Origin of the sequence: Ottowia beijingensis (assembly GCF_042680925.1) — a bacterium.
In the GTDB taxonomy this organism is placed as follows: domain Bacteria; phylum Pseudomonadota; class Gammaproteobacteria; order Burkholderiales; family Burkholderiaceae_C; genus Ottowia; species Ottowia beijingensis.
Window position 1 is genome coordinate 348,471 of sequence record NZ_JBHUEP010000006.1, and the last position, 26,242, is coordinate 374,712.

The following is a 26,242-nucleotide window of genomic DNA, read 5'->3' on the forward strand; positions in this document are numbered from 1 at the left end:
AGCTGACAAACTTATGCTCATCCAGGTAGGAATTGAGACGCCCCTCGGTCTTTCGCTGACAATTCTGGCTCTATGCCGCTTGAGATTGCCTTTCAGACGAGGGAACTGCGCGCCACCTGTGAAAGTCCGGCGAGGGCGAAGCGGGAGCTTGGTGAGCTAGGAAGTAAAGCGCTGCGCCGAGTGCTGGCAGACATGAACGCAGTTGAAACTGTCGCAGAACTGTTTGATATGGGGCTCGAAATCGACAATGTCAGCAGTAAATAGAACTGTCCGGTTTGGCAGCAAGTAGATTGTCCGCTTTGACTTGATGTGATGGTGCTGGCAGCCAAGCTGCGAAGGGCGCAGCCCGAAGCGGCTTGGCTGCCAGCACGCGATGGGTCAAGGCGAGCTCATGCGGCCAGCCGCTGCACCTCCTTGTCCCGCGTTGGTTTGCCTTGGGCATCGAAGCTTGCCAGCCTGCGAGGGCCATGAAAGATCGCCAGCGTGGCGTCCACATAGCGGTGCACGCGCACCCGGGTGCGCACGTAGTGGTAGCGGAACTCATCGGCCGCAATCTGCAGACTCAGACCTGCAAACGCCACGCAGTTGTCATTGCCCACGGTGCGCTCGTGTTGCTCACACAAGATGTCGGGCAGGCTGCCGCTGATGAAGGGCACATAGGCCGTGCCCGGCAACGTGCTGGACACACCAAATTCGGCGTTGTGGCTGGCTCGGTAGACCTCCTCCAGGTAGCGGTTGGCGTTGTCCATATCGGTGATCCCGGCACGGGCCAACTCCTGCGGCAGACGCCCCTGATGGGTCTGGAACGCCCGCTCGCTTCTGCCACGCGCCTCGGGCGAGTAGGCCGCAATGTGCTCGATACCAAGTTGCTTGAGCGCGCGCCCGACCTCAGTCAGGTGCGCCTTGTCAACCTTGCCGCCTGCCTCGGGCGTGGTGAAGTAGTGACTGCCCCGGTCGGTGTACAGGCTGGCAAAGAGGCCATAGCGTGCGATCGTCTGGCCGATGCCGTGAAAGCTCGACGCTGTGCCCTCCTGGTGACAGAAGAACATGCTGGTGTGCTCGCCGGTGGCGTCATCCAGGGTCACCACCAGGTCCCAGACGTGGGCGGGCACCCAGCGGTGGGTGCTGGCGTCCTGGTGCATGAGCATGCCCGCCAGCGGGGCTCGTTCGCGCTTGATGCGGTGGGTGCCCCGTCGTTTGGAGGCCTTGACCACCCCAGCGCCCTGCAGCACGCTCTTGAGCCAGCTGTAGCTGCGTGCACCGCCACACTCGGCTTTGTACTTGGTGTGAAAGTGCGCCACGTTCCAGCCGGCAAACCCACTTTTGTAGAGTGCCACCACGTGGTCCACCTCCGCTGCGCTGGCACGGCGTTTGGAGATCTGGCTGAGTCGCTTGTCCAACAGCCCGTCCAGGCCGTCGGCTTGGTAGCGTTCAATGTGACGGCGAAAGCTGCGTTCGCACTGCCCCAGCAGCAAGGCCGCTTCGGCCTGGGTCAGTCGCCCTTGTGTCCAGCCTTCCAAGGCTTCTGTGAATCTCATCTTCCGGTTCTCCTGCATGTAGCGGGCCCGGCTCATGGGGGCGTGTTGCATCGCTCCTCCATAAACCGGACAGATTACTTGCTACGAACCGGACAACTCATTTACTGCTGACAGGGCTCGAAATCGACAATTGCGCGCAGGAACACACAATGCTACGGTTCCAGTTGAGCGAAGGACTTAGTCTCTTATGCAATGTGAATCAACAAAGCGCGCCAATGAGTGGTGGAACGATTGATTGGGCTCAAGTTACGAGGCTCAAAGTAGTCCACATCGGGGGAAGCAAGTGAGCGTCACCGCTGAATTCTGTCCAGCATGGGCGTCTCCTCCGGGAGAGACCATTCGAGAGCTCGCTCAACGGACGGGGATTACACAAGCGATAGTTGCTAACGCCCTCGGGGTTGCTGAGAGCGAGCTCGCTCGGGTGCTCGATGGGGACTTACCAATTACTAAAGCGAGAGCTGAAAGGCTTGCAATCTTTGTCGGGGCTACCTCACGCTTCTGGCTTGCGCGGGAGGCGCAGTACCGCCATTCGTTACAGACGATTTACGACGATGCCCGTGCGTGGGTGTCCAGCCTTCCGCTAGCCGACATGGCAAAGTTCGGCTGGTTAGACGCCGCTAGCACGGGTGCGGACAAACTCGACATGGCTTTCGCCTTTTTCGGGGTATCGAGCGTCGATGAGTGGCGAGATAGATGGCTTTCTCAACACGCCGGCCTGACGGCGTATAGGACGTCGCCGGTCTTCGCGAGACAAGGGGCTTCTGCCGCTGCTTGGCTTCGGCAGGGTGAGCGACTCGCGAGCCGGATCAGCACCGCGCAATGGTCCCGCATTAACTTCGAGCGAATCTTGCCGGAGTTGAGGCGGCTGACGAGGATCGAAAAGCCGGCTGATTTCATCCCTCAGCTTCAGCGTAGGTGTGCCGAGTGTGGAGTCGCGGTTGTCATTGTTCGGACCCCTAAAGGCTGCCCGGCAAGCGGCGCAACACGGATCAGAAATGGTCAAGCCATCGTTCAGCTCAGTGCGCGGTATCTGCGTGACGACAGCTTCTGGTTCACTTTCTTCCACGAGGCCGGACATCTGGTTCTACACGAGAATCGTCTTTTCCTAGAGTGGTCAGAGAATCGACACCTCGATGAGTCGGAAGAGAGGGAAGCGAATGACTTCGCTGCGAAGATTCTGATCCCGCCGTCGCAAGAGGCTGCGCTGAGCGCACTTCCTCATGATTACAAGACCATCATGAGGTTTGCGCGTAATCTTTCAGTGTCCCCCGGCATCGTGGTTGGGCAGCTTCAACACCGAGGCTTGGTGCCTCGGGAGAAGCTCAACTTCCTAAAGAAGCGATACACCTGGGGCTGATCCCTAGCCGCGGAAGGGCAGATACCTCCCGGGGCTTTTCTGCCAGTTGCACATGGCGTCTTCCATCACCTGCATGCCGACGCCTAAGTGCCTCTCTAAGGCCGCAACACGCGCTTCGAGGGTCTTGGCACCGGTATTCGAGTCGATTTGTCCGTCAAATAGCAAGCGCGCGCCCTTCTTGGGGCCAGTGGCCTCGTTCATGTACGTCGAGTTGGCATCAATCGCGGCGAGGCCGAGCTTCGAAAGCATTGTGAGGTAATCGAAGCGCCCAGTGCGCCCGAAGCTCACAACCGCATCCATCGAGTCATACAACAGTGCGAATGCTTGGCGAGGATGGCCCTTCGCCTGGGCTAATGCAGTGGCGATCATCTGGCCGTGCGAGCCGTTTGCTTTGACCCATTCAACGTAGGTCCTCACGACGACACCGGTGCCGCGAGCGCCCTGCTTGAGCGACTCATACTTGCGGTGATTGCCGAACTTTCCTTTGAAGTTGGCGCGATTATCCTCCAGCCATTCGCCAAAAGCAGTCGGGTCAGTGGCAACTCGCGACCAGTTCCAAAGCGTGTTCTCATATGCGCCGTATAACTCGCCAGCGAGCTGCCATCCGGTGCGTAGGTTCCGGCCGCAATGCGTGGCCAGGAATACTAGCCAGAACGCCTCTTCCGGATGTCCGTCCGACGCTCTGAGCATTGCGGCCCTTATAGGGTCGAATAGGGGGCTCTTTGGGTCGGCACGCAATAGGCTAATGGGCCTAGTCTGTACCTTACGCACAAACTCGACGCGCTGAAGACTGTCGATGAGTTGCTCGATGAAGGACAGCATGTTCTCTACGGGGACGATGCCAGTCAGTGGTATCTTTTCCTTGTGGAACTTCATCAGTTGTGCTTCGAGCGCTTCTCTTCGAAGCTGCTTCTCAGGGCCGTTCATGCGGGTTCCTTGATCGGGGCTGTCGAACCGTTGAATATAGACAGCTGATCTTTCTCGGAAAGGAGTTTGCCGTGCCTCTTGATGTAAGTCGAGTAAACGTCGTCGTGGATTCGCCGCTTCAGACGCCGTATTTCTGGCTGGTTGTTCGGGACGCGAGAAGCCTTGTGGATGGACAGCAACGTGGCCAAGTCTTCCCAATACGGGTCTATCGGTGGCGTTGGCATGGCACCGTGGCCAGTTCGCACCTTCTTCTCGAAAGCAACGAGGCTTTTCACCGAGGCCCACGGGTCGCCCTTGGGCATAGGAGGCATTGGGCGCCGCGTCTGCCAGCCCTCGCTCACGAACCGGAGGGCTTTATCTTGGTGCTTGTTGTAGAGGTGCAAGCTGCCTACGGCGTGCTTGTATTCGCCAAGCTCTATACCCACTGACCGTGCAACGAGCTCCTGAATCATGGTGAAGGTGAAGACATCATGAGGCAAACCAAGCCAAGCGTCATTGGAACGCATAGACGTCAACATGTGCAGCCGACTATCACGCACCATAAACTGCAGCGTGCAGGTGCATGGAACATCCTTATGGAATGTAAGCGTGTCAGTGCGGTCAAACAATTGCAAAACGGCTTGCCTAGAATCGCGCTTGTCCTTCAACAACTGGATGACACGTGGAACTTGATCATTTGGCACTTTGCCGAAAAGGCGGGGTCCATATGCCCCGTAGATGGTTTTCTGGTCGTCGGAGAATTCGTCATAGCCAGGGATATAGTGCTGTATGAAGTCCAGCCGATCGCTACCGGCAAGTATCCACAGTAGTTCGCCAAGGCAACTGAAGAGGAGGCCCCGTGACTCTGACCGGCTGAGACGGGCCCGTGGCGCCGAGAGCTTTAGCAGAATGCCGCTGATTTCCCGCGCATCGCCCTTAGACGGCTTTATCGTGATGCCGCGCTCGAGAATTTGCTTGTATACCTTTAACAGCAGGTCGTCGAGGGAGTCAGCTGCGATGTACACGCCTTGCCTCGCTGGGTTAGGCAAAGAGGCAGAACTGAGGAGAATCCGCTTCGATGGCACGCGCCGACGAGGCTGATTTCAGGCAGACTTGCACTGCGTACCGAGCAGAGATCGCAGTAGCTCCGTATTGAAGTGCGCGCAAGCGTTGGTTAGCTGTAACATCGTAGTGGGGGTGCCGCGCACCGCGATGGAAGGCGCTGGCGGGTAGCCCGATGCGAGCCGCGAATTCGTGCAGTTCCTGTATGCTATCCGCCACGAGGTGAAACCACGCATAACCGTGCTTTATGACCTCGGCGTCATCGACGTATATCACTTGTAGTTCTCTCTCTCCGGGCAGGAATCTAACACCTGACTCGCGATAGCGGAAGTACACTCCCGATCCGATGACCCGGAATGGCTATGAAGCTGCCGTCAAGAACCCCTTAGTGAATAGGCGCGCAGGGGCTCTAATGCACGATCACCAAGCAGCGTTTTCGCTCCGATTCGTCCCGGATCGAGTGGCAGTACCCCCGCTGTCGTTTCGTCTTCGCCAAGCATAGCTTGCGCCCGTCATGGTCGCGGATCGCGTAGCAGTATGAGTAGTTGCCCCGTACCTCGGCTAGGCAGCGATGCCGAGCGTCCCAGTCCTTGATCGAGTGGCAGCTTGATCCGGTCGCCATGGCTCCCCCCATCCAGCCTGTTCCAGGGACCAAAAGAAGTACCAAGAAGGCACTCCTCGCTACCACCTTGAGCAATCGGCAGTCGATCACCGGCAATAGCTCCTGAAGCTCGCCTTTTCTTCGCCCATGGTGCAGATGCTGAGCCACTTGCCGTTCTTCACCCAGTTGAACTGGCAGCCCGCCAGCCCCGTACCCGAACACCATTGCATTTCGGGCCTACCTTGGCACCGGGTGTCGTCCTCCATGCATTCGTCGGAGTCCGGCAGGATCAATGGCTTCCAGCCCTGTTGTAGCAGCTTGACCCGGATCGAACCGTAGTCTTCGCCCCGCTTGAACTTCGGCGTCTGAGCCACCGCAGCAAAGCTCAGGGTGATACCGGCGACCAAAGTGGTGATCGCTTTTGCTCTTGAATTCATAGCTATTTCCTTTCGGTGAATTCACCTGAGCACGCCTACCCCGGTCCCCCCGCCCGCCCGGTCTTCTAAAAGAAAGACCGGGCGGGCGGGGAACCGGGGAAGGGCAACTTGGTACAGGCTAGAAGTCATCTGTGTAGCGTCCGGCTGCCAAATTCTCGAACCGTGTGAACTGCTGGACGTAGGCCAACTTGGTGGTTCCTGTCGGCCCGTTGCGTTGCTTGGCGACGATGATTTGGTTGTTGGTCATGACACTCTTTCCTCCGAGGACTTCCGGTCATGTTGTTTGGGCGCCGTCAAGACGGGATCGAACAACAGATAATCGAATGCCTCGAGTCCAGCGACTACCTCAGAAAGTGGTGGCTCCGGCTGATCCATCGTCACGATCTCCACGCGCAATGCCTCGGGTGGCACCAGTGACGTCATCGTCTTGATCCACTGCCGGTAACGCGGTATGAAGCCGGGGTCGGCGTAGCGCAGGTAAACCACCTTCACGGTGGTGCTGCAATCAATCGGCGTGGTGCTCATCTTGTGATCCCGTGATGACGCGGTGCAGGCCCACGCAAACGAACAAGAATGCCCAGATCAGTATCAATGCACCGATCAGGCCCAAGAGGTTGTCGATCAGTAGTTCACCAAGGCCAATGTCGTCGTCCATGGCGAGGCTCCTGCAGGTGAGGTTTGATTTCTGATGAAGAATGCGCAGTTGCAAGACCGGCGGTCACGCAGCCTTCGGAATGTCTGACCCGCAGTGCTTGCAGCGCGTGGCGGCGCGTTTGATGCGTTCCGCGCAGAACGGACAGGTCGTGGTGTCGGATTCACTCACGACTGCCAAGCCTCTACCCTCGATAGAGCCGGCGTTGGTCCACGATTCATCCTTCTGTTCGTAGCGGACGTTCACGATGGCATTGGCACCCAAGGCCAAGGCTTTCTCCCGCAGGCGCTGATCCACGTCCTCCCGGCCGTACTTGCGCTCCAGCGGCGTCCATCGGGTCAGCTTGACCATGATCTCGCCCAGCACGCGATAGTCGCCGTCCGGGGGCGTAGAAAGGATGCGCACATCGGTGCTAGGCGCCCCGGACGAACTTCTTACTACTGCTTTGCCTTCCGTGATTTCTTTCCATCCCAGCTTGGCGTAATGGCTGCGTATCACCCACTTGATGATCAGCGGGTACAGCAGCACCCAAGACAGTCCGGCAGTGAACAGGGACAACACCGCCGCTATCACTGCGTGCAGCCAGATTTGCTTGTAGGCGAGGTAGAACGGACCGCCCACCAGCACCCACAGCCAAGTGGCCTCGCCAAATTCTTCGATATGCCCGTTGGCTGGATTCTGAAATCTCATGATCGTCTGCTCTCCAGTTCAGGCGGCAAGTCGGAGTCCCTCGCTGATTGGAAACACGTTGGGTGAGGGCTGCTGACGCAGTACAAAATCCGCCCATTCCTGCATCAGTTGGCGCCGCTTCTCGAACAGGTCACCGCGCCGATACGCCGCCTCGACCTTGTTGCGGATGCTGTGGGCCAGCGCCATTTCGGCCACCTCGTTCGAATGCGTGGTGGTCTCGCTCACCCAATCACGGAAGGTTGAACGAAACCCATGCGGTACGGCCTTCTGCTTCAACGCCATGCGCCGCATCACGGCGGTCAACGCCATGTCGGACAGCGCTGTGCCATCCGCCTCCGGGTCGCGTGGTCGATTCGGACTCGGAAATACGAAGGAGCAGAAAGACACCTCCTGCTGCGCCCGCACCAGCCTCAACGCCTGCTCGGACAGCGGCACCCGGTGCTCCCTGCCGCCCTTCATGCGCTCCGCTGGAATCGTCCACACCGCCTTGTCCAGGTCGAACTCGCTCCATGTGGCGTTGCGCACCTCGCCGGACCGAACGCCAGTCAGGATCAGGAACTCCAGCGCCCGAGCCGACGTGTTGTGCTGCTTGCGCAGCGCCTGCATGAACGCCGGCATGTCGGCATAGGGCAGGGCGGGTTGACGGGTGCGCCGGGCCACCTTGGAAGGTTGCGCCAGCAAATGCTCCAGATGCCCCTTCCAGCGTGCCGGATTGGTCGTGGTGCGGTAGCCCATGGTGATGCCCCAGTCGATGATTGACTCGATGCGTCCCCGGACGCGACTGGCGGTCTCGTTCTTGGTGGTCCAGATTGGCTCCAGAATGCGCCGCACCATGGCCACGTCGATGTCACGCAGCGGCACCTTGCCGATGACCGGGTTGGCATAGGTCTCGATGGTGTTGCGCCACTGCTGGGCGTGCTTGGCGTTCCTCCACCCATGTTCATGCGTGGCGATGTAGTGCGTCGCCGCGTCGGCGAACGCGACGGCCGTCTCCCGCTCCACGATCAGACGCTGGCGTGCCGCCCGGGCGTGTTCTACCGGGTCTACGCCCTGTCGCAGCACTTCCCGCGCGGCACGCGCCGATTCACGCGCTTGGGCCAGCGTGACCGATGGGTAGGGACCCAACCCCATGTCGCGACGTTTCCCCTTGATCTGAAAGCGCATGACCCAACTGCGCGAACCGTACTTCGTGACATTCAGGGCCAGGCCGGTGACGCCACCGACGAAGTGAATACCCCGACTCTTGATGCTGGCCACGGCCAGCGCGCTCATTTCCTTTGCCTTCATTCATGTTCCCTTCAAACGCCATTAGCGGCGCTGACGTGATGGTTCGCCGAAATCGAAAAAAAATGGTGAAGTGACCACTAACCGGCCGGAAACCCGCGCCAAATAAGGCGCTGTCTTCCTCTCCCCTTCTTTGCTCGATTGTTTGCTACAAAATCAATAGCTATTAATGACAATGGGTTGTAACCCATTGATTTTCATCAGGATTTTCAGCGTCTGATTCGGCGATGCGTGCACCATCCCGCGTGCGAAGCGGGACAAGCAAGGCGCGAGTTTTCTTGCCGGACATGGCCTTTAGGCCACGGCAACAGGTAGAGAAATGGGGCGCGGAAGGGGCCGCGCGCTGCTCAGTCAGGCGACGGTGTTACCGCATAACCAAGGCTTTGCCAGCCGGCGTGGTCCAGAAGTTGGCAAAGCTGTGCGGCCCGGACTTGGCGGCGACCGGATGGTAAGTCCAATCGAACCACGGTGGAGGGCTCTGCCAGTCGATACCAAGGGCGCTGGCGGAGGCATCTCGGGCTTTGGTGCCCCACGCCACGACGACCGCCCGCGGACTCGCCTCGTGGGCTTGATTTATGACCGACTTGAAGAATTCTCGCCAGTGCCGCAGGTGTTTGCCGGCAGCCTCGCGGCCTCCGGTGGCGGGAACCGTCAACCCCGCGTTCAGCAGTAGTAGGCCTTTGCTGTCTACCCAGTCCGCCAAGTCGTTCTTGCCTTGACCCTTCGGGTAAACGTGCGCCTTGATCCTCTGCAGTGACGAAGGTGCGTCCTGACCAGCTACCGCGAAAGCGACCCCGGTCGCGTGCGGCTTGCCACCCGCCGAAAGGCTGAAATAAGGGTCTTGCCCAACGATCACAGTTTTGACCTGCGCCGGACTCACCAACTCCAGCGCCCGAAAAATCTGCGCAGGTTCCGGAAACACCTGGGCGTCGCTGATGCCGTTCGGCAAGTCTTGCTGCTCGAACCCCCAACCATTGGCACGCGCGCCCGACGACAGTTTCCAGAGTTTGTCCCTCGACAGCATGTGATCCTCCTGTTTGCGCAGCACAGCGCCGCAGGGAAATTTGTATCACATATGCGGGTGCGTAAACTCGGGTGGCCGCAGACAGTCCCGGGCGATGATTCGGGACAAGGCGCTGATTACTGCGTTCGCGGACGAGCTTCGCTCGCGGCGCGCAGGGTTGGGTGTCTCGCAAGAGGAGTTGGCCCACAGGGCGGGGCTAAACCGCACCTATGTGGCCAAGCTCGAACTCGCGACCAATCAACCGACGTTGACGGCGCTTCATTTGCTTGCGCAGGCGCTAGACGTGCCGCTCAACGACCTCATGGCCGCCGTGCTGGCGCGCAGAGCACGCTAGCAGGTGTTCCGGGTGACAGTCAATGGAGAGGCAGCGTAAGAATGCCATCAACCTCACGCAAGCATCCGGTTTTCACCAAGTGGTCGATGTCCTCGCCCAATTCCTCCACTGAGTATTCGGGTGGCATGTAGTACATGATGCTCTCAGCTACCTGATCCCTGGATAGTCCGGCCTGACCCAAGCTGGAGGTCTTGCGCATCAGAGAAGCGATGTCTTGCAGTAGTCCATTGTGCGAGCGTGTAAGTGCGCTGGTAGGCCAGTTCGCGGTTATCGAAGTTTCCATCTTGCTGGGTTTGCGGTTCTTTTGCTCACGCCACTGGCGGCGCGGCAACTCGCTCCGATATCTCGTCGTGCCGTTGTCTATCCTAAGCACTGACTCAATGTGCCGGCGCTGCTCCTCGGTGCATCTCAATGAATAAGGGTATTGCACGACGTGCCAGATCATTTTTTGGTGGCGTGTATTGCGCTCTTGGATGGTCGTTATGTCGTCTTTCCAAAAGAAGCGGTAGGGTAATCCCGCCATCGCGCCGCGCTCTTGAACAACCATTGCGGCGCGCCTGGGGCGACTTTTGCGAAGGTCATCATAATCAAGGAGTTTTAGGATTTCGATTGCACGCCGGATGCCGGCGAATCGCCGGTCGGGTGTGACTAATCCCAGCATCTGGGCGAACTCGGCGCCTGTAACAACTTGATCTTGCGCTGCAAGGTAGTTCAGGTATGCAGCAGCGCGACGGACGATCCAAAAGGATTTGATTTTCATGGGAATCTTTCGAAAAAAGAGAAAGCAGCATTCGGCTGCGAATGAAGAGAAACAGGAGTTAGTTGGCGAGGCGAAGGCGATCGTCGTGGTCGGTCAGATGGCCGTTGTCGACCAGCGCCTGCAGGGTCTCCCGCGCACGCGATGAACGGTGCTTCTGCGCTGCGTGCTGGAAATGACCCAGGCATGCCGAAACAGCGCGCTCTCGTTCGACGTAGGGCGCATCCGAGTCCTTGTCGGAAGCGCTGATCGCCTGCTCCGAGAGCAATGTCTTCACGGTTTCCAGCACCTTCGCTTGGTTGCTTGAGAGGAGCCGCTTAGTTGGGCGCGCAGAAGTCACGCTTTCGATCTGATCGCAGTGTTTGACGCTGATGGACTGCTGCCACACACCCTGAGCGTCCAATCCCTCAACAGGCTCAAGCTCAAAACGACCGCAGATATCCGATGGACCATCCTTGGCCTTGACGGTGCGCCACTCGATTTCTGAGCCTTTGCGGGTCAACATGATCGACACGTCTACATCTCTGCGCAGCACGGATGCGCCGCGCTCCCGGCCGTCTTGGTGACCGGTGTGGTGAATCAAGATCACGGTTACCCCGGTCATCCGGATGAGGCGCCTCAATAGTCCGATCATCTTGGCCATGTCGGAGGTGGAGTTTTCCTCCAATGCCCCGGCTAGCGAGGCGGACAGGGTGTCGATGAAGACCACAAACGCACCCAATCGAACGATAGTGGCGGCGAGGTCATCAATGTCGGCCTCGGCCCCTATGTTGAGGGCATCAAAACAGAAGTGCAGTCTGGCGCTGACCGCTGGGTCTTCCGCGCGCGTGCTGATAAACGCGCGCGTCCGCATTCCTTCCTCACCCTCTTGACAGCAAATTAGGACCGCGCCTTTGACCACGTCGAATCGGTTTGCCCACAAGCGCCCCGAAGCGAACGCAATGCCGAGATCGATCAAGAACGCGCTCTTACCGACGCCGGATGAGCCGAAAATGATCCCTATGGATCTGCGTGGAATCAGCGGTTCCATCAACCATTCCAAGCGCGGCAGTTCGCCAAACTGTGAAGGAACACAGGTACGCCTCAGCCTCGCCGTGGGCGGTACCGGCATGGTGCGACCGCAATCAGGCACTGCGCGGGTTACTTTCGCGAACGTCGCAGCATGCTGTACGTCAAGTGGGTGCGGAGTGCCGTCGATGTGGCGAATTAGTGCTTTGCTGACGGGGTCGATTCGCAGCGACAGCGACAACAGCGGTCCGCGCTCGCTGTCGTCGGCCTCATATGCATCCAAAGGAGGCTGGAGGGCGTCCTGGCGTGTCCGTTCGCTGTAGTCAGCGTCGTGTTTATCCCAAGGAGACTCGAAGGTCTCGTAGCCGACCGCCCGTTCGGTATAGTCGGTATCGTGTTCGTCCCACGGGGGGGCAAAGGTGAATGCGCTCATCGCCCACCCTCCTTGGCCTCAAGCCAGCGTTCGATTTCGGCGCTACTCCAAACAGTGATTCGCGCCGATAGCTTGATCGGCTGAACAAAAGATCGATCTTTGACCTTCCGCCAAACTGTCGACGGTGACATTCGAACTAGGGCTGTTACCTCCTTGAGCCGAAGGTGTCGGGCCAATGCTGATTGCGATGTCTTGTAGCCACCATCTTGGGGCTCTAGCGCCATCGATCTCTGTTTCAAACTATTACACTTATCCCTAGTTCGTCGCTCCTGATTGGGAGGGAAAGCGCTGTTGTCCCGACCGAAGTCGAGGCCATTAGAGGGTGGATTAGCCGGAAAACCGGTCAAATATTTCGCCATGTGGAATTTCTCCGCAGCTTTTGTGTGCTGGGGCAGAAATTGCGCAGGCCACACCTGCAAACGCCGTTTCAGGCGACGCCAATTGGAAGAATGTATCTATATGTGTCTTTGCGTGGTGGCTTCGTGGTGAGTTGCGATTAGCGCCACGGACCAAAAAACATAGCTGAGCAGGTCTGAATATTGCAGTGGTACGGCGGCTCCGGAGTCAGCCACTTACTCACGACTATCCATCACTTCACCCATCGGTCAGCTAGACATTTCGCGGGCCTTGGTGACACTGCCTGGTGCACTGGAGGTTCAGCTTTCAGGGTATGCTTGACGTCATGTGGCACCCCATCACCCCGTATGAGGTGCATCCTGAGTGGCCGTCCACTCCGCCAAGTAAATCAACGGGTTACGCCAGAAATGGCGTAACCCGTTTCCATTTTCAGGTTCTGATAATCCAGTGTCTGGAATCGGGTCGCAGGCTGCGCTCGAGCCAGCACAAGACTTCGGTTGTCGGCGTGGATCTGATCTGTGAAAGTCAAAACAAGAACGGGCCTTCACGGCCCGTTTTTCTTGCGCATCGACAAAATGCCGGCGCTGTTTTCTCTGGCGGAGGCGGTGAGATTCGAACTCACGAACGGTTGCCCGTTGCCGGTTTTCAAGACCGGTGCAATCGACCACTCTGCCACACCTCCGCGTCGAAACTGCTCGTCGATTCTAGCGACTGGCGCGAGGTCGACAGGGAGAAAAAAACCCGCTGCAAGGGCAGCGGGTTGGTCGTCAGGATCAGCCTTGCTGAATCACTTCAGCTTGACTTCCTTGTATTCGACGTGCTTGCGAGCCTTGGGGTCGAACTTCATGATCGACATTTTCTCGGGCATGGTCTTCTTGTTCTTGCTGGTGGTGTAGAAGTGACCGGTACCGGCCGTGGATTCCAGCTTGATCTTTTCGCGTCCGCCTTTGGTGGCCATGTTGCTGCTCCTTTAACGGGGGGTTCAGGCTTGGCCGCGGGCACGCATGTCGGCGAGCACGGCGTCGATGCCATTCTTGTCGATCAGGCGCAGGGCGGCGCTGGAAACACGCAGGCGCACCCAGCGGTTCTCGCTCTCGACCCAGAAACGGCGGTGTTGCAGGTTCGGGAGGAACCGGCGCTTGGTTTTGTTGTTGGCGTGGGAAACGTTGTTCCCGACCATGGGCTTCTTGCCCGTGACTTCGCACACGCGTGCCATTGAATGACTCCAGTCATCACGGCTGTTGCTGGCGCCGCCGGCATTCGTGCCCGCGACTCGCTTCAGCCTCACCTCGCCAGGTTAGGGGTGGCGGTAGCCCCAACAAGATTCAGGCGCCATGGGGCGCCAGATCGAGTAAAGCCTCAAATTATAGCTCGAATGGCGGCGGCGTGCCTTCTTATTCCTGCTGTTCCAGGAACCGCTGTGCGTCCAGTGCGGCCATGCAGCCGGTGCCCGCGCTGGTGATGGCCTGGCGATAGACGTGGTCCTGCACGTCACCGGCGGCAAACACGCCGGGCACGCTGGTCTGGGTGGCAAAGCCCTGCAGACCGCCCTGGGTCTTGATGTAGCCGCCGTCCATGTCGAGCTGGCCCTTGAAGATGTCGGAGTTGGGCGAGTGGCCGATGGCGATGAAGCAGCCCTTGAGTGCGATGTCCTCCGTCTGACCGCTTTCCACGTGCTTGATGCGGATGCCGGTGACGCCGCTGTCGTCGCCCAGCACCTCGTCCAATACGTGGAAAGTCTTCAGTTCGATCTTGCCGGCGGCGACCTTGTCCATCAGCTTGTCGATCAGGATCGGCTCGGCGCGGAACTTGTCGCGCCGATGCACCAGGGTGACCTTGCGCGCGATGTTGGACAGGTACAACGCTTCTTCCACGGCGGTGTTGCCGCCGCCGACGACGCAGACGTCCTGCTCGCGGTAAAAGAAGCCGTCGCAAGTGGCGCAGGCCGAAACGCCCCGGCCCATGAACGCCTCTTCCGACGGCAGCCCGAGGTATTTCGCCGAGGCGCCGGTGGCGATGACCAGGCTGTCACAGGTGTAGGTGGCGTTGTCGCCGGTCAGTTTGAAGGGGCGGGTTGCCAGGTCGGCGGTGTGGATGTGGTCGAACACGATCTCGGTCTTGAAGCGCTCGGCGTGCTGCAGGAAGCGCTGCATCAGGTCGGGGCCCTGCACCCCTTCGGCATCGGCGGGCCAGTTGTCCACGTCGGTGGTGGTGGTCAGTTGCCCGCCTTGCGCCATGCCGGTGATCAGCATGGGTTGCAGGTTGGCGCGGGCAGCGTAGATGGCGGCGGTGTAGCCGGCGGGGCCGGAGCCGAGGATGAGGACTTTGGCGTGCTTGATGGTCATGGGAGCCTTTGGAATTCGGGGGGTCTACGCTACGATAATAGATGTGGATTTTTTCACATCATCGTTTTGGCGCCTTGTGCAAGGTGCGAAATTCTAAGAATTCGAAGAATGGCGCGAAGGCCGGAGGTTTACTGACATGACCATGCTGTCGAGTCTCGATCTGATCCGTCGGGTCCCGCTCTTTTCGATGCTGACCGAATCGCAGGCGATCTCGGTCGCCGATGCGGTGGTCAAGCGCCGGTTCAAGCGCGGGGAAGTCATCGTGGAGCAGGGCAAGAAATCCAATGCCCTGTTCATCCTGCTGAACGGCCGCGCGCGCGTGGTCACGGCCGACAGCCGCGGCCGCGAGGTGATTCTGGCCACGTTGCAGCCGGGCGATCACATCGGCGAGATGAGCCTGATCGACAACGAGCCGCACTCGGCCACCGTGCGCGCCGAGGTGCAGACCGACGTGCTGATGCTCGGCCGCATCGAGTTCGCCCGCTGCCTGCCCGAGAACAGTTCCATGGCCTATGCGGTGATGCGCGGCCTGGTGCAGCGCCTGCGCCACGCCGACCGCAAGATCGAATCGCTGGCGCTGATGGACGTGTACGGCCGCGTGGCGCGCGCCCTGCTCGAGTTCGCCACCGAGACCGGCGACGGCGAGATGCTGATCCGCGAGAAGATTTCGCGCCAGGACATCGCCAAGATGGTGGGCGCTTCGCGCGAGATGGTCAGCCGCGTGATGAAGGATCTGGAAGAGCGCGGCTTTATTCAGACCCAGGAAAACGGCTCCATCGTGGTCAAGGAGCGCCTGAACGCGCTGGGGTGATTTTTTCCTGCCCGCGCCTGCCTTGGGCCGGGCCGCGCCGGCTGCGGCCACCGCCTCTTGCGGTAAGCTCCCGATACTGTAGTTTTGTCCATGGCTTACCCTCTCAATACGTTCAATGATGCCCAGCCGGCGCCCGCGCCGCGCACGGGCGTGGGCCGCTTCACGCAGGAAGTGGTGCTGGTGCTGGGCCTGGCGCTCATCATCTTCGCGACCATGGCGCTGGCCAGCTATTCGCCGCACGATGCCGCCTGGTCCACCTCCGGCACGGGCGGCCCGCCGCACAACTGGGCCGGCAAGCTGGGGGCGTGGCTGGCGGATGTGGCCTACGTGGCCCTGGGTTTTTCGGCCTGGTGGTGCGTGGCGGCGGCCGTGCGCGGCTGGCTGGGGGGCGTCACGCGCTGGATGAACGGTGGCCAGCCCGCGGCCGAGAAAGTCGAGCGGTCGGTCTGGTCGTATCTCATGTCCACCCGTGCGGCCTTCTGGCTGGGGTTGCTGCTGGTGCTGGCGGCCAGCACCGGTCTGGAATGGTCGCGCCTGTACCGCTGGGACGACGCCCTGCCGGGCTCGGCGGGCGGCATTCTGGGCTATCTGGGCGGGCCGATCGCCGTGCAATGGCTGGGCTTCACGGGCTCGGCGCTGTTCGGCATCGCCACGCTGGTGCTGGGCGCGGCGCTGGCGTTCCGCTTTTCCTGGAGTCGGCTGGCCGAGCGCATCGGCGCCGGCCTGTATGCGCTGGTCGAATCGCGCCGCGAACGCCGCGAGATAGCGCAGGATCTGGCACTGGGCAAGCAGGCCGCGCGCGAGCGCGAGGAGGTGGTGCACCACGAGCGCGAGGTGATCGAGGAGCAGCACCCGGCGCCGGTGCTGATCGAGCCCACGCTGGTGCAGGTGCCCAAGAGCGAGCGTGTGGCCAAGGAAAAGCAGAAACCCCTGTTCACCGAACTGCCCGACAGCAACCTGCCGCAGGTCGATCTGCTCGACGGCGCGCCGGCGCACCAGGACAGCGTGGCGCCCGAAACGCTGGAGATGACCAGCCGCCTGATCGAGAAGAAGCTGAAGGACTTCGGCGTCGAGGTGCGCGTGGTGGCGGCGGCGCCGGGCCCGGTGATCACACGCTACGAGATCGAGCCGGCCACGGGCGTGAAGGGCTCGCAGGTGGTGAACCTGGCCAAGGACCTGGCGCGCTCGCTGAGCCTGGTGTCGATCCGCGTGATCGAGACCATCCCCGGCAAGAACTACATGGCGCTGGAGCTGCCCAACGCCAAGCGGCAGATGATCAAGCTGTCGGAGATTCTCGGCTCGCAGATCTACCACGACGCCAAGAGCCTGCTCACCGTGGGCCTGGGCAAGGACATCGTCGGCAAGCCGGTGGTGGCCGACCTGGCCAAGATGCCGCACGTGATGGTGGCGGGCACCACCGGCTCGGGCAAGTCGGTCGGCATCAACGCCATGATCCTGTCGCTGCTGTACAAGGCCGAGCCCAAGGACGTGCGCCTGCTGATGATCGACCCCAAGATGCTGGAGATGTCGGTTTACGAAGGCATTCCGCACCTGCTGGCGCCGGTGGTCACCGACATGAAGCAGGCCGCCAACGGCCTGAACTGGTGCGTGGCCGAGATGGAGCGCCGCTACAAGCTGATGAGCAAGTCCGGCGTGCGCAACCTGGCCGGTTTCAACCAGAAGATCGACGAGGCCAAGGCGCGCGGCGAATTCATCTACAACCCGTTCAGCCTGACACCCGACGACCCCGAGCCGCTGGAGCGCCTGCCCTACATCGTGGTTGTCATCGACGAGCTGGCCGACCTGATGATGGTGGTTGGCAAGAAGATCGAGGAACTGATCGCCCGCCTGGCGCAGAAGGCGCGCGCCGCCGGCATCCACCTGATCCTGGCCACGCAGCGGCCCAGCGTGGACGTGATCACCGGCCTGATCAAGGCCAACATCCCCACGCGCATCGCCTTCCAGGTCAGCAGCAAGATCGACAGCCGCACCATCCTCGACCAGATGGGCGCCGAGGCTTTGCTGGGCATGGGCGACATGCTCTACATGCCCAGCGGCACCGGCTTTCCGCAGCGCGTGCACGGCGCCTTCGTCAGCGACGACGAGGTGCACCGCGTGGTCGAATACCTCAAGAGCCAGGGCGAACCCAACTACATCGAGGGCGTGCTGGAAGGCGGCACCGTCGATGGCGAGGAGGGCGGCTTCGGCGATGGCGGCGACAGCGGCGGCGAGAAGGACGCGCTGTACGACCAGGCGGTCGAGATCGTGCTGAAGAACCGCAAGGCCAGCATCTCGCTGGTGCAGCGCCACCTGAAGATCGGCTACAACCGCGCCGCGCGGCTGGTCGAGGACATGGAAAAGGCCGGCCTGGTGGGTGCCATGAACGAGCGCGGCCAGCGCGACATCCTGGTGCCGACGCGGGCCGAATAACACCGACCGAAGCTCGCGAACCGAAACGCGCGGGCCGGCTCGCCCGGGCGGCCACGGCGCACCGGCGTGTAGGCCGCCGCCGCAACTTTGCGTTTCTTGACCCTTCTTCACCGTCCGGCGCTGAACCCGGCGCCACAATGCCGGTCCTATGCACATGAGCAAGCAACCCTCTTCCCATCTTCGCGTGCTCGGCCGGCTGGCCGTGGCCGCTTCTCTCGTGGCGCTGGCGGCGCAGTCGGCCTGGGCCGGCGGGCTGGACAGCCTGGAGCAGTTCGTCAAGGGCACGCGCTCGGGCAAGGCGGCGTTCACGCAGGTCGTCACCGCGCCGGCCAAGGATGGCCAGGCGCCGCGTGCCCGCACGCAGAGCGGCACCTTCGAATTCCAGCGGCCGGGCAAATTCCGCTTTGTCTACGCCAAGCCGTTCGAGCAGACCATCGTCGCCGACGGCAAGACGCTGTGGCTGCACGACGTGGACCTGAACCAGGTCACCTCACGTCCGCAGGACCAGGTGCTGGGCTCCACGCCGGCGGCCATCGTGGCCGCTGCGCCTGACCTGAAGGCGCTGGAGAAGGACTTCACGCTGAGCGAAGAGCCTGATGCCGACGGCCAGCAGTGGGTGAAGGCGGTGCCCAAGTCGCGCGACGGCCAGTTGCAAAGCATCCGCGTCGGCTTCAAGCCCGGCGCCCAGGGGGCCGAGCTGGGCACGCTGGAGATTCTGGACAGCTTCGGCCAGCGCTCGGTGCTGACCTTCACCGGCTTCGAGGTGAACGCCGCCGTGCCCGCCAGCCACTTCAGCTTCGTGCCGCCCAAGGGGGTGGACGTGCTGAAACAATAGGCGTGGCATGAATAAAATGATAGCTGCTTGCGCCCGTCATTAAACGATTTCATATATGAATCTATCTGAAAGCAAGCAATGGCAGGCGCAAGCAGCTATCTTTATTGATTGGAAACCAGTCTCAGACAGTGTTGTGGGAGCGGGCTTGCCCGCGATGAGGCGCCTCGTCGCCACGAACGCTCCAAGCCCGCGCCCACATAGCGGATGACGACCGCGCATCATCTGGGCCTTCTTGATCATCAAGATCATTTGATTCATCGATGGCATGGGCGGCGTCTGCGCCGGCGTTCCTAGAATCCGTCCATGCCTCGCCCGCCACCCAAGACCGCCGCCCACGCGCCACTGCACGTGCCCCTGCCCGAGCGCCTGCGCCCGCGCACGCTGGCCGAGGTGGTGGGCCAGCAGCACCTGCTGGGCGAGGGCATGCCGCTGCGTATTGCCTTCGAATCGGGCCAGCCGCACAGCTGCATCCTATGGGGGCCGCCCGGCACCGGCAAGACCACCATCGCGCGGCTGATGGCCGACGCGTTCGACGCGCAGTTCATCCCCATCAGCGCCGTGCTCGGCGGCGTCAAGGACATCCGCGATGCGGTCGAGCTGGCCGAGAAGGCGCGTGACAGCCTCACGCCGCAGGCCACCATCGTCTTCGTCGACGAGGTGCACCGCTTTAACAAGAGCCAGCAGGATGCCTTCCTGCCGCACGTCGAGAGCGGGCTGTTCACTTTCATCGGCGCCACCACCGAGAACCCCTCGTTCGAAGTCAACTCCGCGCTGCTGTCGCGTGCCGCCGTCTACGTGCTGCAGCCGCTCGATGAAGACGATCTGAAGCAGATTCTGGCCCGGGCGCAGTCGGAGCAAGCGCAGACAGCTATCGAAAAAGAAGCGCAAGAGCGCCTGATCGCCTACGCCGACGGCGATGCGCGGCGCCTCCTGAACACGCTGGAGACGCTGTTCGTCGCCGCCCGCGCCGAGCATGTCGACACCATCACCGACGCCTGGCTGCTGAAGGTGCTGGGCGAGCGCCTGCGCCGCTACGACAAGGGCGGCGAGCAGTTCTACGACACCATCAGCGCGCTGCACAAGTCGGTGCGCGGCAGCGACCCGGATGCCGCGCTCTACTGGTTCGTGCGCATGCTCGACGGCGGCGCCGACCCGCGCTACCTGGCGCGCCGCATGATCCGCATGGCCAGCGAGGACATCGGCCTGGCCGACCCGCGCGCGCTGCGCCTGGCCCTGGACGCCGCCGACGTGTACGAGCGCCTGGGCAGCCCCGAAGGCGAACTGGCCCTGGCCGAATGCGTGGTCTACCTGGCCGTGGCGCCCAAGAGCAACGCCGTCTACAAGGCCTTCAACGCCGCCAAGGCCTTCGTCAAGAACGACACCACGCGCCCCGTGCCGCTGCACCTGCGCAACGCGCCCACCAAGCTGATGAAGCAGCTCGACTACGGCAAGGGCTACCGCTACGCACACGACGAGGCCGGCGGCTTTGCCGCGGGTGAGCGCTACCTGCCCGACGGCATGCCGGAGCAGCACTTCTACCAGCCCGTGCCGCGCGGGCTCGAGATCAGGATCGGCGACAAGCTGGCCGAGTTGCGTCGACGCAACCGCGACGCGGCCGATGGTGCCCCCGACGCATAGCGCGCCGCCCCAGGATGGGCACCCGCCTGCGCCGCGGCGCACCGCGACGGTGCGTCGCCCACAAGGGAAAACCCCGGTGCATCTGGCTCTTGGCCGGCCTTGCCCGCCGCTAGAATTATTTTCACCAAAACCCGCTACAGACCACCTGGCGGGTTTTTTGCTAGGTGGCTGATGGCGCCCACAAGGCGCTGCCGGGTACACCATCAACAAGGCCGCCCCGTCGACCACGCGCCACGGCGCAGGAGGAACGGAATGGAAGTCTTGCTTCAGCAGATCATCAACGGTCTGGTGCTGGGCAGCATGTATGCCTTGATCGCCCTGGGTTACACCATGGTCTACGGCATCATCCAACTCATCAATTTCGCGCACGGTGAAGTGCTCATGGTCGGGGCGCTCACCGCCTGGTCGGTCATCGGCATGATGCAGGCCGCCATGCCCGGCGCGCCCGGCTGGGTGATCCTGATCCTGGCCATGCTGATTGCCTGCGTGGTGGCGGCGGCGCTCAACTTCGTGATCGAGAAGGTGGCCTACCGGCCGCTGCGCAACAGCCCGCGCCTGGCACCGCTGATCACCGCCATCGGCATGTCGATCCTGCTGCAGACGCTGGCGATGATCATCTGGAAGCCCAACTACAAGCCCTTTCCCACGCTGCTGCCCAGCGCGCCGTTCAACGTCGGCGGTGCCTACATCACGCCCACGCAGATCATGATCCTGAGCGTCACCGCCGTGTCGCTGGCGCTGCTGATGTACCTGGTGCACTACACCAAGATCGGCCGCGCCATGCGCGCCACGGCCGAGAACCCGCGCGTGGCCGGGCTGATGGGCGTGAAGCCCGACGTGGTGATCTCCGCCACCTTCATCATCGGTGCCGTGCTGGCGGCCATTGCCGGCGTGATGTACGCCAGCAACTACGGCACGGCCCAGCACACCATGGGCTTCCTGCCGGGGCTCAAGGCCTTCACCGCCGCGGTGTTCGGCGGCATCGGCAACCTGGGGGGCGCGGTGCTGGGCGGGCTGCTGCTGGGGCTGATCGAGGCCATCGGCTCGGGCTACATCGGCACGCTCACCGGCGGCCTGCTGGGCAGCCACTACACCGACATCTTCGCCTTCATCGTGCTGATCATCGTGCTCACATTGCGGCCTTCCGGCCTGCTGGGCGAGCGCGTGGCGGACAGGGCATGAACACCCCCCTGAGTCGCCTGCGGCGCCTTCCCCCCTCTGCGGTGCGAGGGGGGACAACGCCAGTGCCCGGCGCAGGTCCGGGCACGGCGTTCGCTGGCATGGCCGGCTCCGCGGCCCTTGGTGCGCTGCCGCGCACGCACATCGGATCACTCTCATGAGCCAAAAGAACAAGATCATCGTCTTCGCCCTGTGCGGCATCGCGCTGCTGGTGCTGCCGCTGGTGCTGCAGCAGTTCGGCAACGCCTGGGTGCGCATCGTCGACATCGCGCTGCTGTACGTGATGCTGGCGCTGGGCCTGAACATCGTGGTGGGCGAGGCCGGCCTGCTGGACCTGGGCTACGTGGCCTTCTTCGCCGTCGGCGCGTATCTTTACGGCCTGCTGGCCTCGCCACACCTGACCAGCACCTTCGCCGCCATCGGCGCGGCGTTTCCCAACGGCTTCCACACCTCGCTGTGGCTGGTGATTCCGGTGGCGCTGCTGCTGGCCACCTTCACCGGCGTGCTGCTGGGCATTCCGGTGCTCAAGCTGCGCGGCGACTACCTGGCCATCGTCACGCTGGGCTTCGGCGAGATCATCCGCATCTTCCTGAACAACCTCGACCACCCCTACAACATCACCAACGGCCCCAAGGGCATCAACCAGATCGACTCGGTCAAGATTTTCGGGCTCGACCTGGGCCGGCCGCTCACCATCGGCGGCTTCGAGATCGCCTCGGTCTCGCTGTACTACTACCTGTTCCTGGTGCTGGTGCTGGTCACCGTGTTCGTCTGCTACCGGCTGCAGGATTCGCGCATCGGCCGCGCCTGGATGGCGGTGCGCGAGGACCAGATCGCCGCCCAGGCCATGGGCATCAACACCCGCAACATGAAGCTGCTGGCCTTCGGCATGGGTGCCTCGTTCGGCGGCGTGGCGGGCTCGATGTTCGCGGCCTTCCAGGGCTTCGTCTCGCCCGAATCGTTCAGCCTGATGGAGTCGGTGATGATCGTCGCCATGGTGGTGCTGGGCGGCATCGGCCACCTGCCGGGCGTGATCCTGGGCGCGGTGCTTCTGGCGGCGCTGCCCGAGGTGCTGCGCTACGTGGCCGGCCCGCTGCAGGCCATGACCGACGGCCGCCTCGACTCGGCGATCCTGCGCCAGTTGCTGATCGCGCTGGCCATGATCAGCATCATGCTGCTGCGCCCGCGCGGCCTGTGGCCCACGCCTGAGCACGGCAAGGCGCGCCCGCTGGCCACCGGCAAGGTCATGCCCACCACGGCGCAGCAGAACCCGCCGGGCATCGACTTCCCGGCCGACGCCGTGCCCGGCAGCACCGTGCGCCGCCAGGACGCCATCAACCCCTGAGCCGCGAGGACGAGCACCATGAGCAGCGATACCGTACTCCGCGTCCAGGGCGTGTCCAAGCGCTTCGGCGGGCTGCAGGCCCTGTCGGACGTGGGCATCACCATCCAGCGCGGCCAGGTCTACGGCCTGATCGGCCCCAACGGCGCCGGCAAGACCACCTTCTTCAACGTCATCACCGGGCTGTACACGCCCGATGGCGGCAGCTTCGAGCTGGGCGGCAAGCCCTACAAGCCGCAGGCCGTGCACGACGTGGCCCGGGCGGGCATCGCGCGCACCTTCCAGAACATCCGCCTGTTCGCCGAGATGACGGCGCTGGAGAACGTGATGGTGGGCCGCCACGTGCGCACCCATTCGGGCCTGTTCGGCGCCATCTTCCGCACCGCCAGCTTCAAGGCCGAGGAAGAAGCCATCGCCGAACGTGCGATGGAACTGCTGGACTACGTGGGCATCGGCAAGTACGCGCACTTCCGTTCGCGCACGCTGTCGTACGGCGACCAGCGCCGGCTGGAGATTGCCCGCGCGCTGGCCACCGACCCCCAGCTCATCGCGCTGGACGAGCCCGCCGCCGGCATGAACGCCACCGAGAAGGTGCAGCTGCGCGAGCTGATCGACCGCATCCGCAAGGACAACCGCACCATCCTGCTGATCGAGCACGACGTGAAGCTGGTGATGGGCCTGTGCGACCGCGTGACGGTGCTCGACTACGGCAAGCAGATTGCCGAGGGCACGCCGGCCGACGTGCAGAAGAACGAAAAAGTGATCGAGGCCTACCTGGGCACCGGAGGACATTGAGATGGCCCAGACCCTGTTGAAAGTATCGGGCCTGCAGGTGGCCTACGGCGGCATCCAGGCCGTCAAGGGCGTGGACTTCGAGGTGCGCGAGGGCGAGCTGGTGTCGTTGATCGGCTCCAACGGCGCCGGCAAGACCACCACCATGAAGGCCATCACCGGCACGCTGCCGCTGGCCGGCGGTGACATCGAATACCTGGGCAAGTCCATCAAGGGCCAGGGCCCGTGGGACCTGGTAAAGCAGGGCCTGGCCATGGTGCCGGAAGGGCGCGGCGTGTTCACGCGCATGACCATCACCGAGAACCTGCACATGGGCGCCTACGTGCGCAACGACAAGGCCGGCATCGCCGCCGACATCGAGAAGGTGTTCACCATCTTCCCGCGCCTGCGCGAGCGCAAGGACCAGTTGGCCGGCACCATGTCGGGCGGCGAGCAGCAGATGCTGGCCATGGGCCGCGCGCTGATGAGCCGGCCCAAGCTGTTGCTGCTCGATGAACCATCGATGGGCCTGTCGCCCATCATGGTCGACAAGGTGTTCGAGGTGGTGCGCGACGTGTACGCGCAGGGCGTCACCATCCTGCTGGTCGAGCAGAACGCCAGCCGCGCGCTGGCGCTGGCCGACCGCGGCTACGTGATGGAATCGGGCCTCATCAGCATGACGGGCGCCGGCAAGGACCTGCTGGCCGACCCGAAGGTGCGCGCGGCGTATCTGGGCGAGTAGGCGGTGCTGGCAAGCCCTGCCAGGCCGGGCTTGATTCAATCACCGGGCTGCGCATCGGCGCCAGAAGAAGAGGGGAGTATGTTCTTCTTGCGCTTGATTGGCGGGTGCTGGCGGCCTGCATGGTGGTGAGTATATGCCTGTCCCCGGCCCCGCCCAACTGCTCTCACATCGTCGGCAGGGCCGTGTTGCTTGATGCGTCACCAGTCTCAGGCAGCGTTGTAGGAGCGGGCTTGCCCGCGATCAAGCGTTGGTGGCGACGAGATGCCCCGTTACGGGCAAGGCCGCGCCCACACCGCGGATGCGATCCGCGCGGCATCTGATTCCAATTCCCGATCAAGACAGCCAGAAATTCGTCATTCCGGCGCAAGCCGGAATCCAGACGGCGTGTGCAAGAACACCTGGATCCCGGCTTTCGCCGGGACGACGGTTGTTCACGTTTTCAAGTGGAGGCGGAACGAGACTTCCTGATGGTCAAGCTTTATTGAAAGCCAATCCGTATCAGTCCACCTTGGCGCCCGAGCGCTTGACCACCGGCTCGTAGCGCGCCCGCTCGCGCTGCATGAGCTGGCCGAACTGCTCGGGCGTGGTGGGCACGGGCTCGGCCATCAGCATGGCAAAGCGCTGCTGCGTCTCGGGGCTCTTCAGCGCGGCGGTGAAGGCGGTGTTGAGTTTGTCGATCACGTCCTTCGGCGTGCCGGCGGGCGCCGCCAGGCCCCACCAGGTGTCGACCTCGAAGCCCTTCAGCGTCTCGGCCATGGCCGGCACGCCCGGCAGCATGGGCGAACGCTTGGCGGGGGTCACGGCCAGCGCCTTCAGCTTGCCGGCCTTGATGTTGGCCGCGGCAGAGGCCAGGTTGTCGATGTTGAAATCCACTTGGCCCGACACCAGCGCCAGCTGCGCCGGGTTGGCGCCGTTGTAGGGGATGTGCACGGCAAACACGCCCGCGCCCTGCTTGAACATCTCGCCCGCCAGGTGCCCGGCCGAGCCGTTGCCGCCCGAGCCGTAGTTGAGCTGACCGGGGTTGCGCTTGGCATACGCGATCAGGTCGGCCAGCGTGTTGATCTTCAGCCGCGCGGCGGTGTCGGCGTTCATCACCAGCACGTTGGGCACGCGCACCATCTGCGTGATGGGGGCAAAGTCCCTGGCGGCGTCGTAGGGCATCTTGCTGAACAGCCAGGGGTTGATGGCGTGCGTGGCCACGGCGGCCAGGCCGATCACGCTGCCGTCCGGCGTGGCCTTGGCCACGTAGTCGCTGCCGATGTTGCCGCCGGCGCCGGGCTTGTTCTCGACGATGACGGTGCCCAGCGAATCCTTCACCTGTTCGGCCAGCGCGCGCGCCGTCACGTCCAGCGGGCCGCCGGGGGCATAGGGCACGATCAGGCGAATCGGCTTGGCGGACTGCGCGAAGGCCGCCGTGCTGGCAGCCAGGGCGAGGGTGGTGATGAGCAGATGGCGTCGTTGCATCAGGGAACTCCAAGTTAAAAAATGCCGGATCGGCGACAAGTCTCGAACGGCGTTGTAGGAGCGGGCTTGCCCGCGATCTGGCCCTCGTGGCGACGAGTCGGCTCATCGCGGGCAAGCCCGCTCCCACACAGCGGATGCTGTTCGCGCGTCATCTGAGACTTCTTGATAGTCAAAAAATGATAGCTGCTGGCGCTTGCCAAAAAATGAATTCAGGTCATTTGTTCTTGAAAATGGCTTCCATCCAG

At 62.4% G+C, this 26,242-nt stretch carries 29 protein-coding genes and 1 tRNA gene; 11 read left to right on the forward strand and 19 right to left on the reverse strand.

Annotated features, from left to right (window positions below; translation table 11 throughout):
* Positions 1-72: 72 nt before the first annotated feature.
* A complete protein-coding gene (locus ACFSCU_RS08815; RefSeq protein ID WP_180549740.1) occupies positions 73-264 on the forward strand; it encodes a hypothetical protein in 192 nt (63 codons plus the stop codon).
* Positions 265-389: 125 nt separating this feature from the next.
* Here the strand turns inward: ACFSCU_RS08815 and ACFSCU_RS08820 are convergent, their stop codons facing one another.
* Positions 390-1,589, reverse strand: a complete 1,200-nt coding sequence (locus ACFSCU_RS08820) for an ISNCY family transposase (RefSeq protein ID WP_257645624.1) — start codon at positions 1,587-1,589, stop codon at positions 390-392.
* 538 nt (positions 1,590-2,127) lie between these two features.
* Here ACFSCU_RS08820 and ACFSCU_RS08825 point away from each other — a divergent pair.
* Positions 2,128-2,895 carry an ImmA/IrrE family metallo-endopeptidase gene (locus tag ACFSCU_RS08825; RefSeq protein WP_377560454.1) on the forward strand — a complete coding sequence of 256 codons (768 nt, stop codon included), beginning with the start codon at positions 2,128-2,130 and terminating at the stop codon, positions 2,893-2,895.
* Between the two features lie 3 nt (positions 2,896-2,898).
* Here the strand turns inward: ACFSCU_RS08825 and ACFSCU_RS08830 are convergent, their stop codons facing one another.
* The 10 genes from ACFSCU_RS08830 to ACFSCU_RS08875 all read right to left on the reverse strand — a co-directional run bounded on the left by ACFSCU_RS08830 (position 2,899) and on the right by ACFSCU_RS08875 (position 9,551).
* The gene (locus tag ACFSCU_RS08830) at positions 2,899-3,822 is read right to left on the reverse strand and encodes an alpha-glutamyl/putrescinyl thymine pyrophosphorylase clade 3 protein (protein ID WP_377560455.1); all 924 of its coding nucleotides are present in this window, start codon (positions 3,820-3,822) and stop codon (positions 2,899-2,901) included.
* Positions 3,819-4,826, reverse strand: a complete 1,008-nt coding sequence (locus tag ACFSCU_RS08835) for a thymidylate synthase (protein WP_180549736.1) — start codon at positions 4,824-4,826, stop codon at positions 3,819-3,821. The genes ACFSCU_RS08830 and ACFSCU_RS08835 overlap by 4 nt, the downstream gene beginning before the upstream one ends.
* Positions 4,827-4,842: 16 nt before the next feature.
* Positions 4,843-5,199, reverse strand: coding sequence for a DUF4031 domain-containing protein (locus ACFSCU_RS08840; RefSeq protein ID WP_377560456.1), 357 nt, complete (start codon positions 5,197-5,199; stop codon positions 4,843-4,845).
* 372 nt (positions 5,200-5,571) lie between these two features.
* Positions 5,572-5,901 (reverse strand): hypothetical protein, encoded by a 330-nt coding sequence (locus tag ACFSCU_RS08845; RefSeq protein ID WP_180549735.1) that lies wholly within the window; start codon positions 5,899-5,901, stop codon positions 5,572-5,574.
* A gap of 118 nt (positions 5,902-6,019) precedes the next feature.
* A complete protein-coding gene (locus tag ACFSCU_RS08850; RefSeq protein WP_180549734.1) occupies positions 6,020-6,148 on the reverse strand; it encodes a DnaB-like helicase C-terminal domain-containing protein in 129 nt (42 codons plus the stop codon).
* Positions 6,145-6,426 carry a hypothetical protein gene (locus ACFSCU_RS08855; RefSeq protein WP_180549733.1) on the reverse strand — a complete coding sequence of 94 codons (282 nt, stop codon included), beginning with the start codon at positions 6,424-6,426 and terminating at the stop codon, positions 6,145-6,147. The genes ACFSCU_RS08850 and ACFSCU_RS08855 overlap by 4 nt, the downstream gene beginning before the upstream one ends.
* Positions 6,407-6,556, reverse strand: coding sequence for a hypothetical protein (locus ACFSCU_RS08860; RefSeq protein WP_180549732.1), 150 nt, complete (start codon positions 6,554-6,556; stop codon positions 6,407-6,409). Before ACFSCU_RS08860 ends, ACFSCU_RS08855 begins: the two co-directional genes overlap by 20 nt.
* Before the next feature lie 63 nt (positions 6,557-6,619).
* Positions 6,620-7,243, reverse strand: a complete 624-nt coding sequence (locus tag ACFSCU_RS08865) for a YbjQ family protein (RefSeq protein WP_180549731.1) — start codon at positions 7,241-7,243, stop codon at positions 6,620-6,622.
* 18 nt (positions 7,244-7,261) lie between these two features.
* Complete coding sequence (locus ACFSCU_RS08870) at positions 7,262-8,530, reverse strand: tyrosine-type recombinase/integrase (RefSeq protein WP_377560458.1); 1,269 nt, start codon at positions 8,528-8,530, stop codon at positions 7,262-7,264.
* Between the two features lie 361 nt (positions 8,531-8,891).
* On the reverse strand, positions 8,892-9,551 hold the full coding sequence (locus ACFSCU_RS08875; protein WP_180549730.1) for a uracil-DNA glycosylase family protein: 660 nt from the start codon (positions 9,549-9,551) through the stop codon (positions 8,892-8,894).
* Between the two features lie 94 nt (positions 9,552-9,645).
* On the opposite strand from ACFSCU_RS08875, the gene ACFSCU_RS08880 reads away from it, so the two are divergent.
* Positions 9,646-9,885: a helix-turn-helix domain-containing protein gene (locus ACFSCU_RS08880; protein WP_180549729.1), complete on the forward strand. Its 240-nt coding sequence runs from the start codon at positions 9,646-9,648 to the stop codon at positions 9,883-9,885.
* A 19-nt stretch (positions 9,886-9,904) separates the two neighbouring features.
* Here the strand turns inward: ACFSCU_RS08880 and ACFSCU_RS08885 are convergent, their stop codons facing one another.
* The 7 genes from ACFSCU_RS08885 to trxB all read right to left on the reverse strand — a co-directional run bounded on the left by ACFSCU_RS08885 (position 9,905) and on the right by trxB (position 14,785).
* A complete protein-coding gene (locus tag ACFSCU_RS08885; protein WP_377560460.1) occupies positions 9,905-10,645 on the reverse strand; it encodes a hypothetical protein in 741 nt (246 codons plus the stop codon).
* 58 nt (positions 10,646-10,703) lie between these two features.
* Positions 10,704-12,083 (reverse strand): AAA family ATPase, encoded by a 1,380-nt coding sequence (locus ACFSCU_RS08890; protein ID WP_377560461.1) that lies wholly within the window; start codon positions 12,081-12,083, stop codon positions 10,704-10,706.
* On the reverse strand, positions 12,080-12,442 hold the full coding sequence (locus tag ACFSCU_RS08895; RefSeq protein WP_377560463.1) for a helix-turn-helix transcriptional regulator: 363 nt from the start codon (positions 12,440-12,442) through the stop codon (positions 12,080-12,082). Before ACFSCU_RS08895 ends, ACFSCU_RS08890 begins: the two co-directional genes overlap by 4 nt.
* Positions 12,443-13,034: 592 nt before the next feature.
* A tRNA-Ser gene (locus tag ACFSCU_RS08900) sits at positions 13,035-13,122 on the reverse strand.
* A gap of 105 nt (positions 13,123-13,227) precedes the next feature.
* A complete protein-coding gene (rpmG, locus tag ACFSCU_RS08905; RefSeq protein ID WP_124863365.1) occupies positions 13,228-13,398 on the reverse strand; it encodes a 50S ribosomal protein L33 in 171 nt (56 codons plus the stop codon).
* 24 nt (positions 13,399-13,422) lie between these two features.
* On the reverse strand, positions 13,423-13,656 hold the full coding sequence (gene rpmB / locus ACFSCU_RS08910; protein WP_180549724.1) for a 50S ribosomal protein L28: 234 nt from the start codon (positions 13,654-13,656) through the stop codon (positions 13,423-13,425).
* Positions 13,657-13,834: 178 nt separating this feature from the next.
* Positions 13,835-14,785 (reverse strand): thioredoxin-disulfide reductase, encoded by a 951-nt coding sequence (gene trxB / locus ACFSCU_RS08915; RefSeq protein WP_180549723.1) that lies wholly within the window; start codon positions 14,783-14,785, stop codon positions 13,835-13,837.
* A gap of 136 nt (positions 14,786-14,921) precedes the next feature.
* On the opposite strand from trxB, the gene ACFSCU_RS08920 reads away from it, so the two are divergent.
* From ACFSCU_RS08920 to ACFSCU_RS08955, 8 genes are all read left to right on the forward strand, one after another.
* The gene (locus ACFSCU_RS08920) at positions 14,922-15,596 is read left to right on the forward strand and encodes a Crp/Fnr family transcriptional regulator (protein ID WP_333706912.1); all 675 of its coding nucleotides are present in this window, start codon (positions 14,922-14,924) and stop codon (positions 15,594-15,596) included.
* A gap of 90 nt (positions 15,597-15,686) precedes the next feature.
* A complete protein-coding gene (locus tag ACFSCU_RS08925) occupies positions 15,687-18,026 on the forward strand; it encodes a DNA translocase FtsK (RefSeq protein WP_377560465.1) in 2,340 nt (779 codons plus the stop codon).
* Between the two features lie 154 nt (positions 18,027-18,180).
* The gene (lolA, locus tag ACFSCU_RS08930; RefSeq protein WP_377560466.1) at positions 18,181-18,861 is read left to right on the forward strand and encodes an outer membrane lipoprotein periplasmic chaperone LolA; all 681 of its coding nucleotides are present in this window, start codon (positions 18,181-18,183) and stop codon (positions 18,859-18,861) included.
* A 303-nt stretch (positions 18,862-19,164) separates the two neighbouring features.
* A complete protein-coding gene (locus ACFSCU_RS08935) occupies positions 19,165-20,499 on the forward strand; it encodes a replication-associated recombination protein A (protein ID WP_377560467.1) in 1,335 nt (444 codons plus the stop codon).
* A 252-nt stretch (positions 20,500-20,751) separates the two neighbouring features.
* On the forward strand, positions 20,752-21,681 hold the full coding sequence (locus ACFSCU_RS08940) for a branched-chain amino acid ABC transporter permease (protein ID WP_333707996.1): 930 nt from the start codon (positions 20,752-20,754) through the stop codon (positions 21,679-21,681).
* Between the two features lie 154 nt (positions 21,682-21,835).
* Positions 21,836-23,023: an ABC transporter permease subunit gene (locus tag ACFSCU_RS08945; protein ID WP_180549721.1), complete on the forward strand. Its 1,188-nt coding sequence runs from the start codon at positions 21,836-21,838 to the stop codon at positions 23,021-23,023.
* Positions 23,024-23,041: 18 nt separating this feature from the next.
* Complete coding sequence (locus tag ACFSCU_RS08950; RefSeq protein ID WP_180549720.1) at positions 23,042-23,815, forward strand: ABC transporter ATP-binding protein; 774 nt, start codon at positions 23,042-23,044, stop codon at positions 23,813-23,815.
* 1 nt (position 23,816) lies between these two features.
* Positions 23,817-24,533: an ABC transporter ATP-binding protein gene (locus ACFSCU_RS08955; protein ID WP_180549719.1), complete on the forward strand. Its 717-nt coding sequence runs from the start codon at positions 23,817-23,819 to the stop codon at positions 24,531-24,533.
* Positions 24,534-25,031: 498 nt separating this feature from the next.
* Here the strand turns inward: ACFSCU_RS08955 and ACFSCU_RS08960 are convergent, their stop codons facing one another.
* Positions 25,032-25,997 carry a Bug family tripartite tricarboxylate transporter substrate binding protein gene (locus ACFSCU_RS08960; RefSeq protein ID WP_377560468.1) on the reverse strand — a complete coding sequence of 322 codons (966 nt, stop codon included), beginning with the start codon at positions 25,995-25,997 and terminating at the stop codon, positions 25,032-25,034.
* Positions 25,998-26,242 lie beyond the last annotated feature (245 nt).

Coding starts and splice junctions, on each gene's coding strand:
- ACFSCU_RS08815 (WP_180549740.1), top strand. CDS start 73: ATGCCGCTTGAGATTGCCTTTCAGACGAGGGAACTGCGCGCCACCTGT.
- ACFSCU_RS08820 (WP_257645624.1), bottom strand. CDS start 1,589: ATGCAACACGCCCCCATGAGCCGGGCCCGCTACATGCAGGAGAACCGG.
- ACFSCU_RS08825 (WP_377560454.1), top strand. CDS start 2,128: ATGGCAAAGTTCGGCTGGTTAGACGCCGCTAGCACGGGTGCGGACAAA.
- ACFSCU_RS08830 (WP_377560455.1), bottom strand. CDS start 3,822: ATGAACGGCCCTGAGAAGCAGCTTCGAAGAGAAGCGCTCGAAGCACAA.
- ACFSCU_RS08845 (WP_180549735.1), bottom strand. CDS start 5,901: ATGAATTCAAGAGCAAAAGCGATCACCACTTTGGTCGCCGGTATCACC.
- ACFSCU_RS08850 (WP_180549734.1), bottom strand. CDS start 6,148: ATGACCAACAACCAAATCATCGTCGCCAAGCAACGCAACGGGCCGACA.
- ACFSCU_RS08855 (WP_180549733.1), bottom strand. CDS start 6,426: ATGAGCACCACGCCGATTGATTGCAGCACCACCGTGAAGGTGGTTTAC.
- ACFSCU_RS08860 (WP_180549732.1), bottom strand. CDS start 6,556: ATGGACGACGACATTGGCCTTGGTGAACTACTGATCGACAACCTCTTG.
- ACFSCU_RS08865 (WP_180549731.1), bottom strand. CDS start 7,243: ATGAGATTTCAGAATCCAGCCAACGGGCATATCGAAGAATTTGGCGAG.
- ACFSCU_RS08870 (WP_377560458.1), bottom strand. CDS start 8,530: ATGAAGGCAAAGGAAATGAGCGCGCTGGCCGTGGCCAGCATCAAGAGT.
- ACFSCU_RS08875 (WP_180549730.1), bottom strand. CDS start 9,551: ATGCTGTCGAGGGACAAACTCTGGAAACTGTCGTCGGGCGCGCGTGCC.
- ACFSCU_RS08880 (WP_180549729.1), top strand. CDS start 9,646: ATGATTCGGGACAAGGCGCTGATTACTGCGTTCGCGGACGAGCTTCGC.
- ACFSCU_RS08885 (WP_377560460.1), bottom strand. CDS start 10,645: ATGAAAATCAAATCCTTTTGGATCGTCCGTCGCGCTGCTGCATACCTG.
- ACFSCU_RS08890 (WP_377560461.1), bottom strand. CDS start 12,083: ATGAGCGCATTCACCTTTGCCCCCCCGTGGGACGAACACGATACCGAC.
- ACFSCU_RS08895 (WP_377560463.1), bottom strand. CDS start 12,442: ATGGCGAAATATTTGACCGGTTTTCCGGCTAATCCACCCTCTAATGGC.
- rpmG (WP_124863365.1), bottom strand. CDS start 13,398: ATGGCCACCAAAGGCGGACGCGAAAAGATCAAGCTGGAATCCACGGCC.
- rpmB (WP_180549724.1), bottom strand. CDS start 13,656: ATGGCACGCGTGTGCGAAGTCACGGGCAAGAAGCCCATGGTCGGGAAC.
- trxB (WP_180549723.1), bottom strand. CDS start 14,785: ATGACCATCAAGCACGCCAAAGTCCTCATCCTCGGCTCCGGCCCCGCC.
- ACFSCU_RS08920 (WP_333706912.1), top strand. CDS start 14,922: ATGACCATGCTGTCGAGTCTCGATCTGATCCGTCGGGTCCCGCTCTTT.
- ACFSCU_RS08925 (WP_377560465.1), top strand. CDS start 15,687: ATGGCTTACCCTCTCAATACGTTCAATGATGCCCAGCCGGCGCCCGCG.
- lolA (WP_377560466.1), top strand. CDS start 18,181: ATGAGCAAGCAACCCTCTTCCCATCTTCGCGTGCTCGGCCGGCTGGCC.
- ACFSCU_RS08935 (WP_377560467.1), top strand. CDS start 19,165: ATGCCTCGCCCGCCACCCAAGACCGCCGCCCACGCGCCACTGCACGTG.
- ACFSCU_RS08940 (WP_333707996.1), top strand. CDS start 20,752: ATGGAAGTCTTGCTTCAGCAGATCATCAACGGTCTGGTGCTGGGCAGC.
- ACFSCU_RS08945 (WP_180549721.1), top strand. CDS start 21,836: ATGAGCCAAAAGAACAAGATCATCGTCTTCGCCCTGTGCGGCATCGCG.
- ACFSCU_RS08950 (WP_180549720.1), top strand. CDS start 23,042: ATGAGCAGCGATACCGTACTCCGCGTCCAGGGCGTGTCCAAGCGCTTC.
- ACFSCU_RS08955 (WP_180549719.1), top strand. CDS start 23,817: ATGGCCCAGACCCTGTTGAAAGTATCGGGCCTGCAGGTGGCCTACGGC.
- ACFSCU_RS08960 (WP_377560468.1), bottom strand. CDS start 25,997: ATGCAACGACGCCATCTGCTCATCACCACCCTCGCCCTGGCTGCCAGC.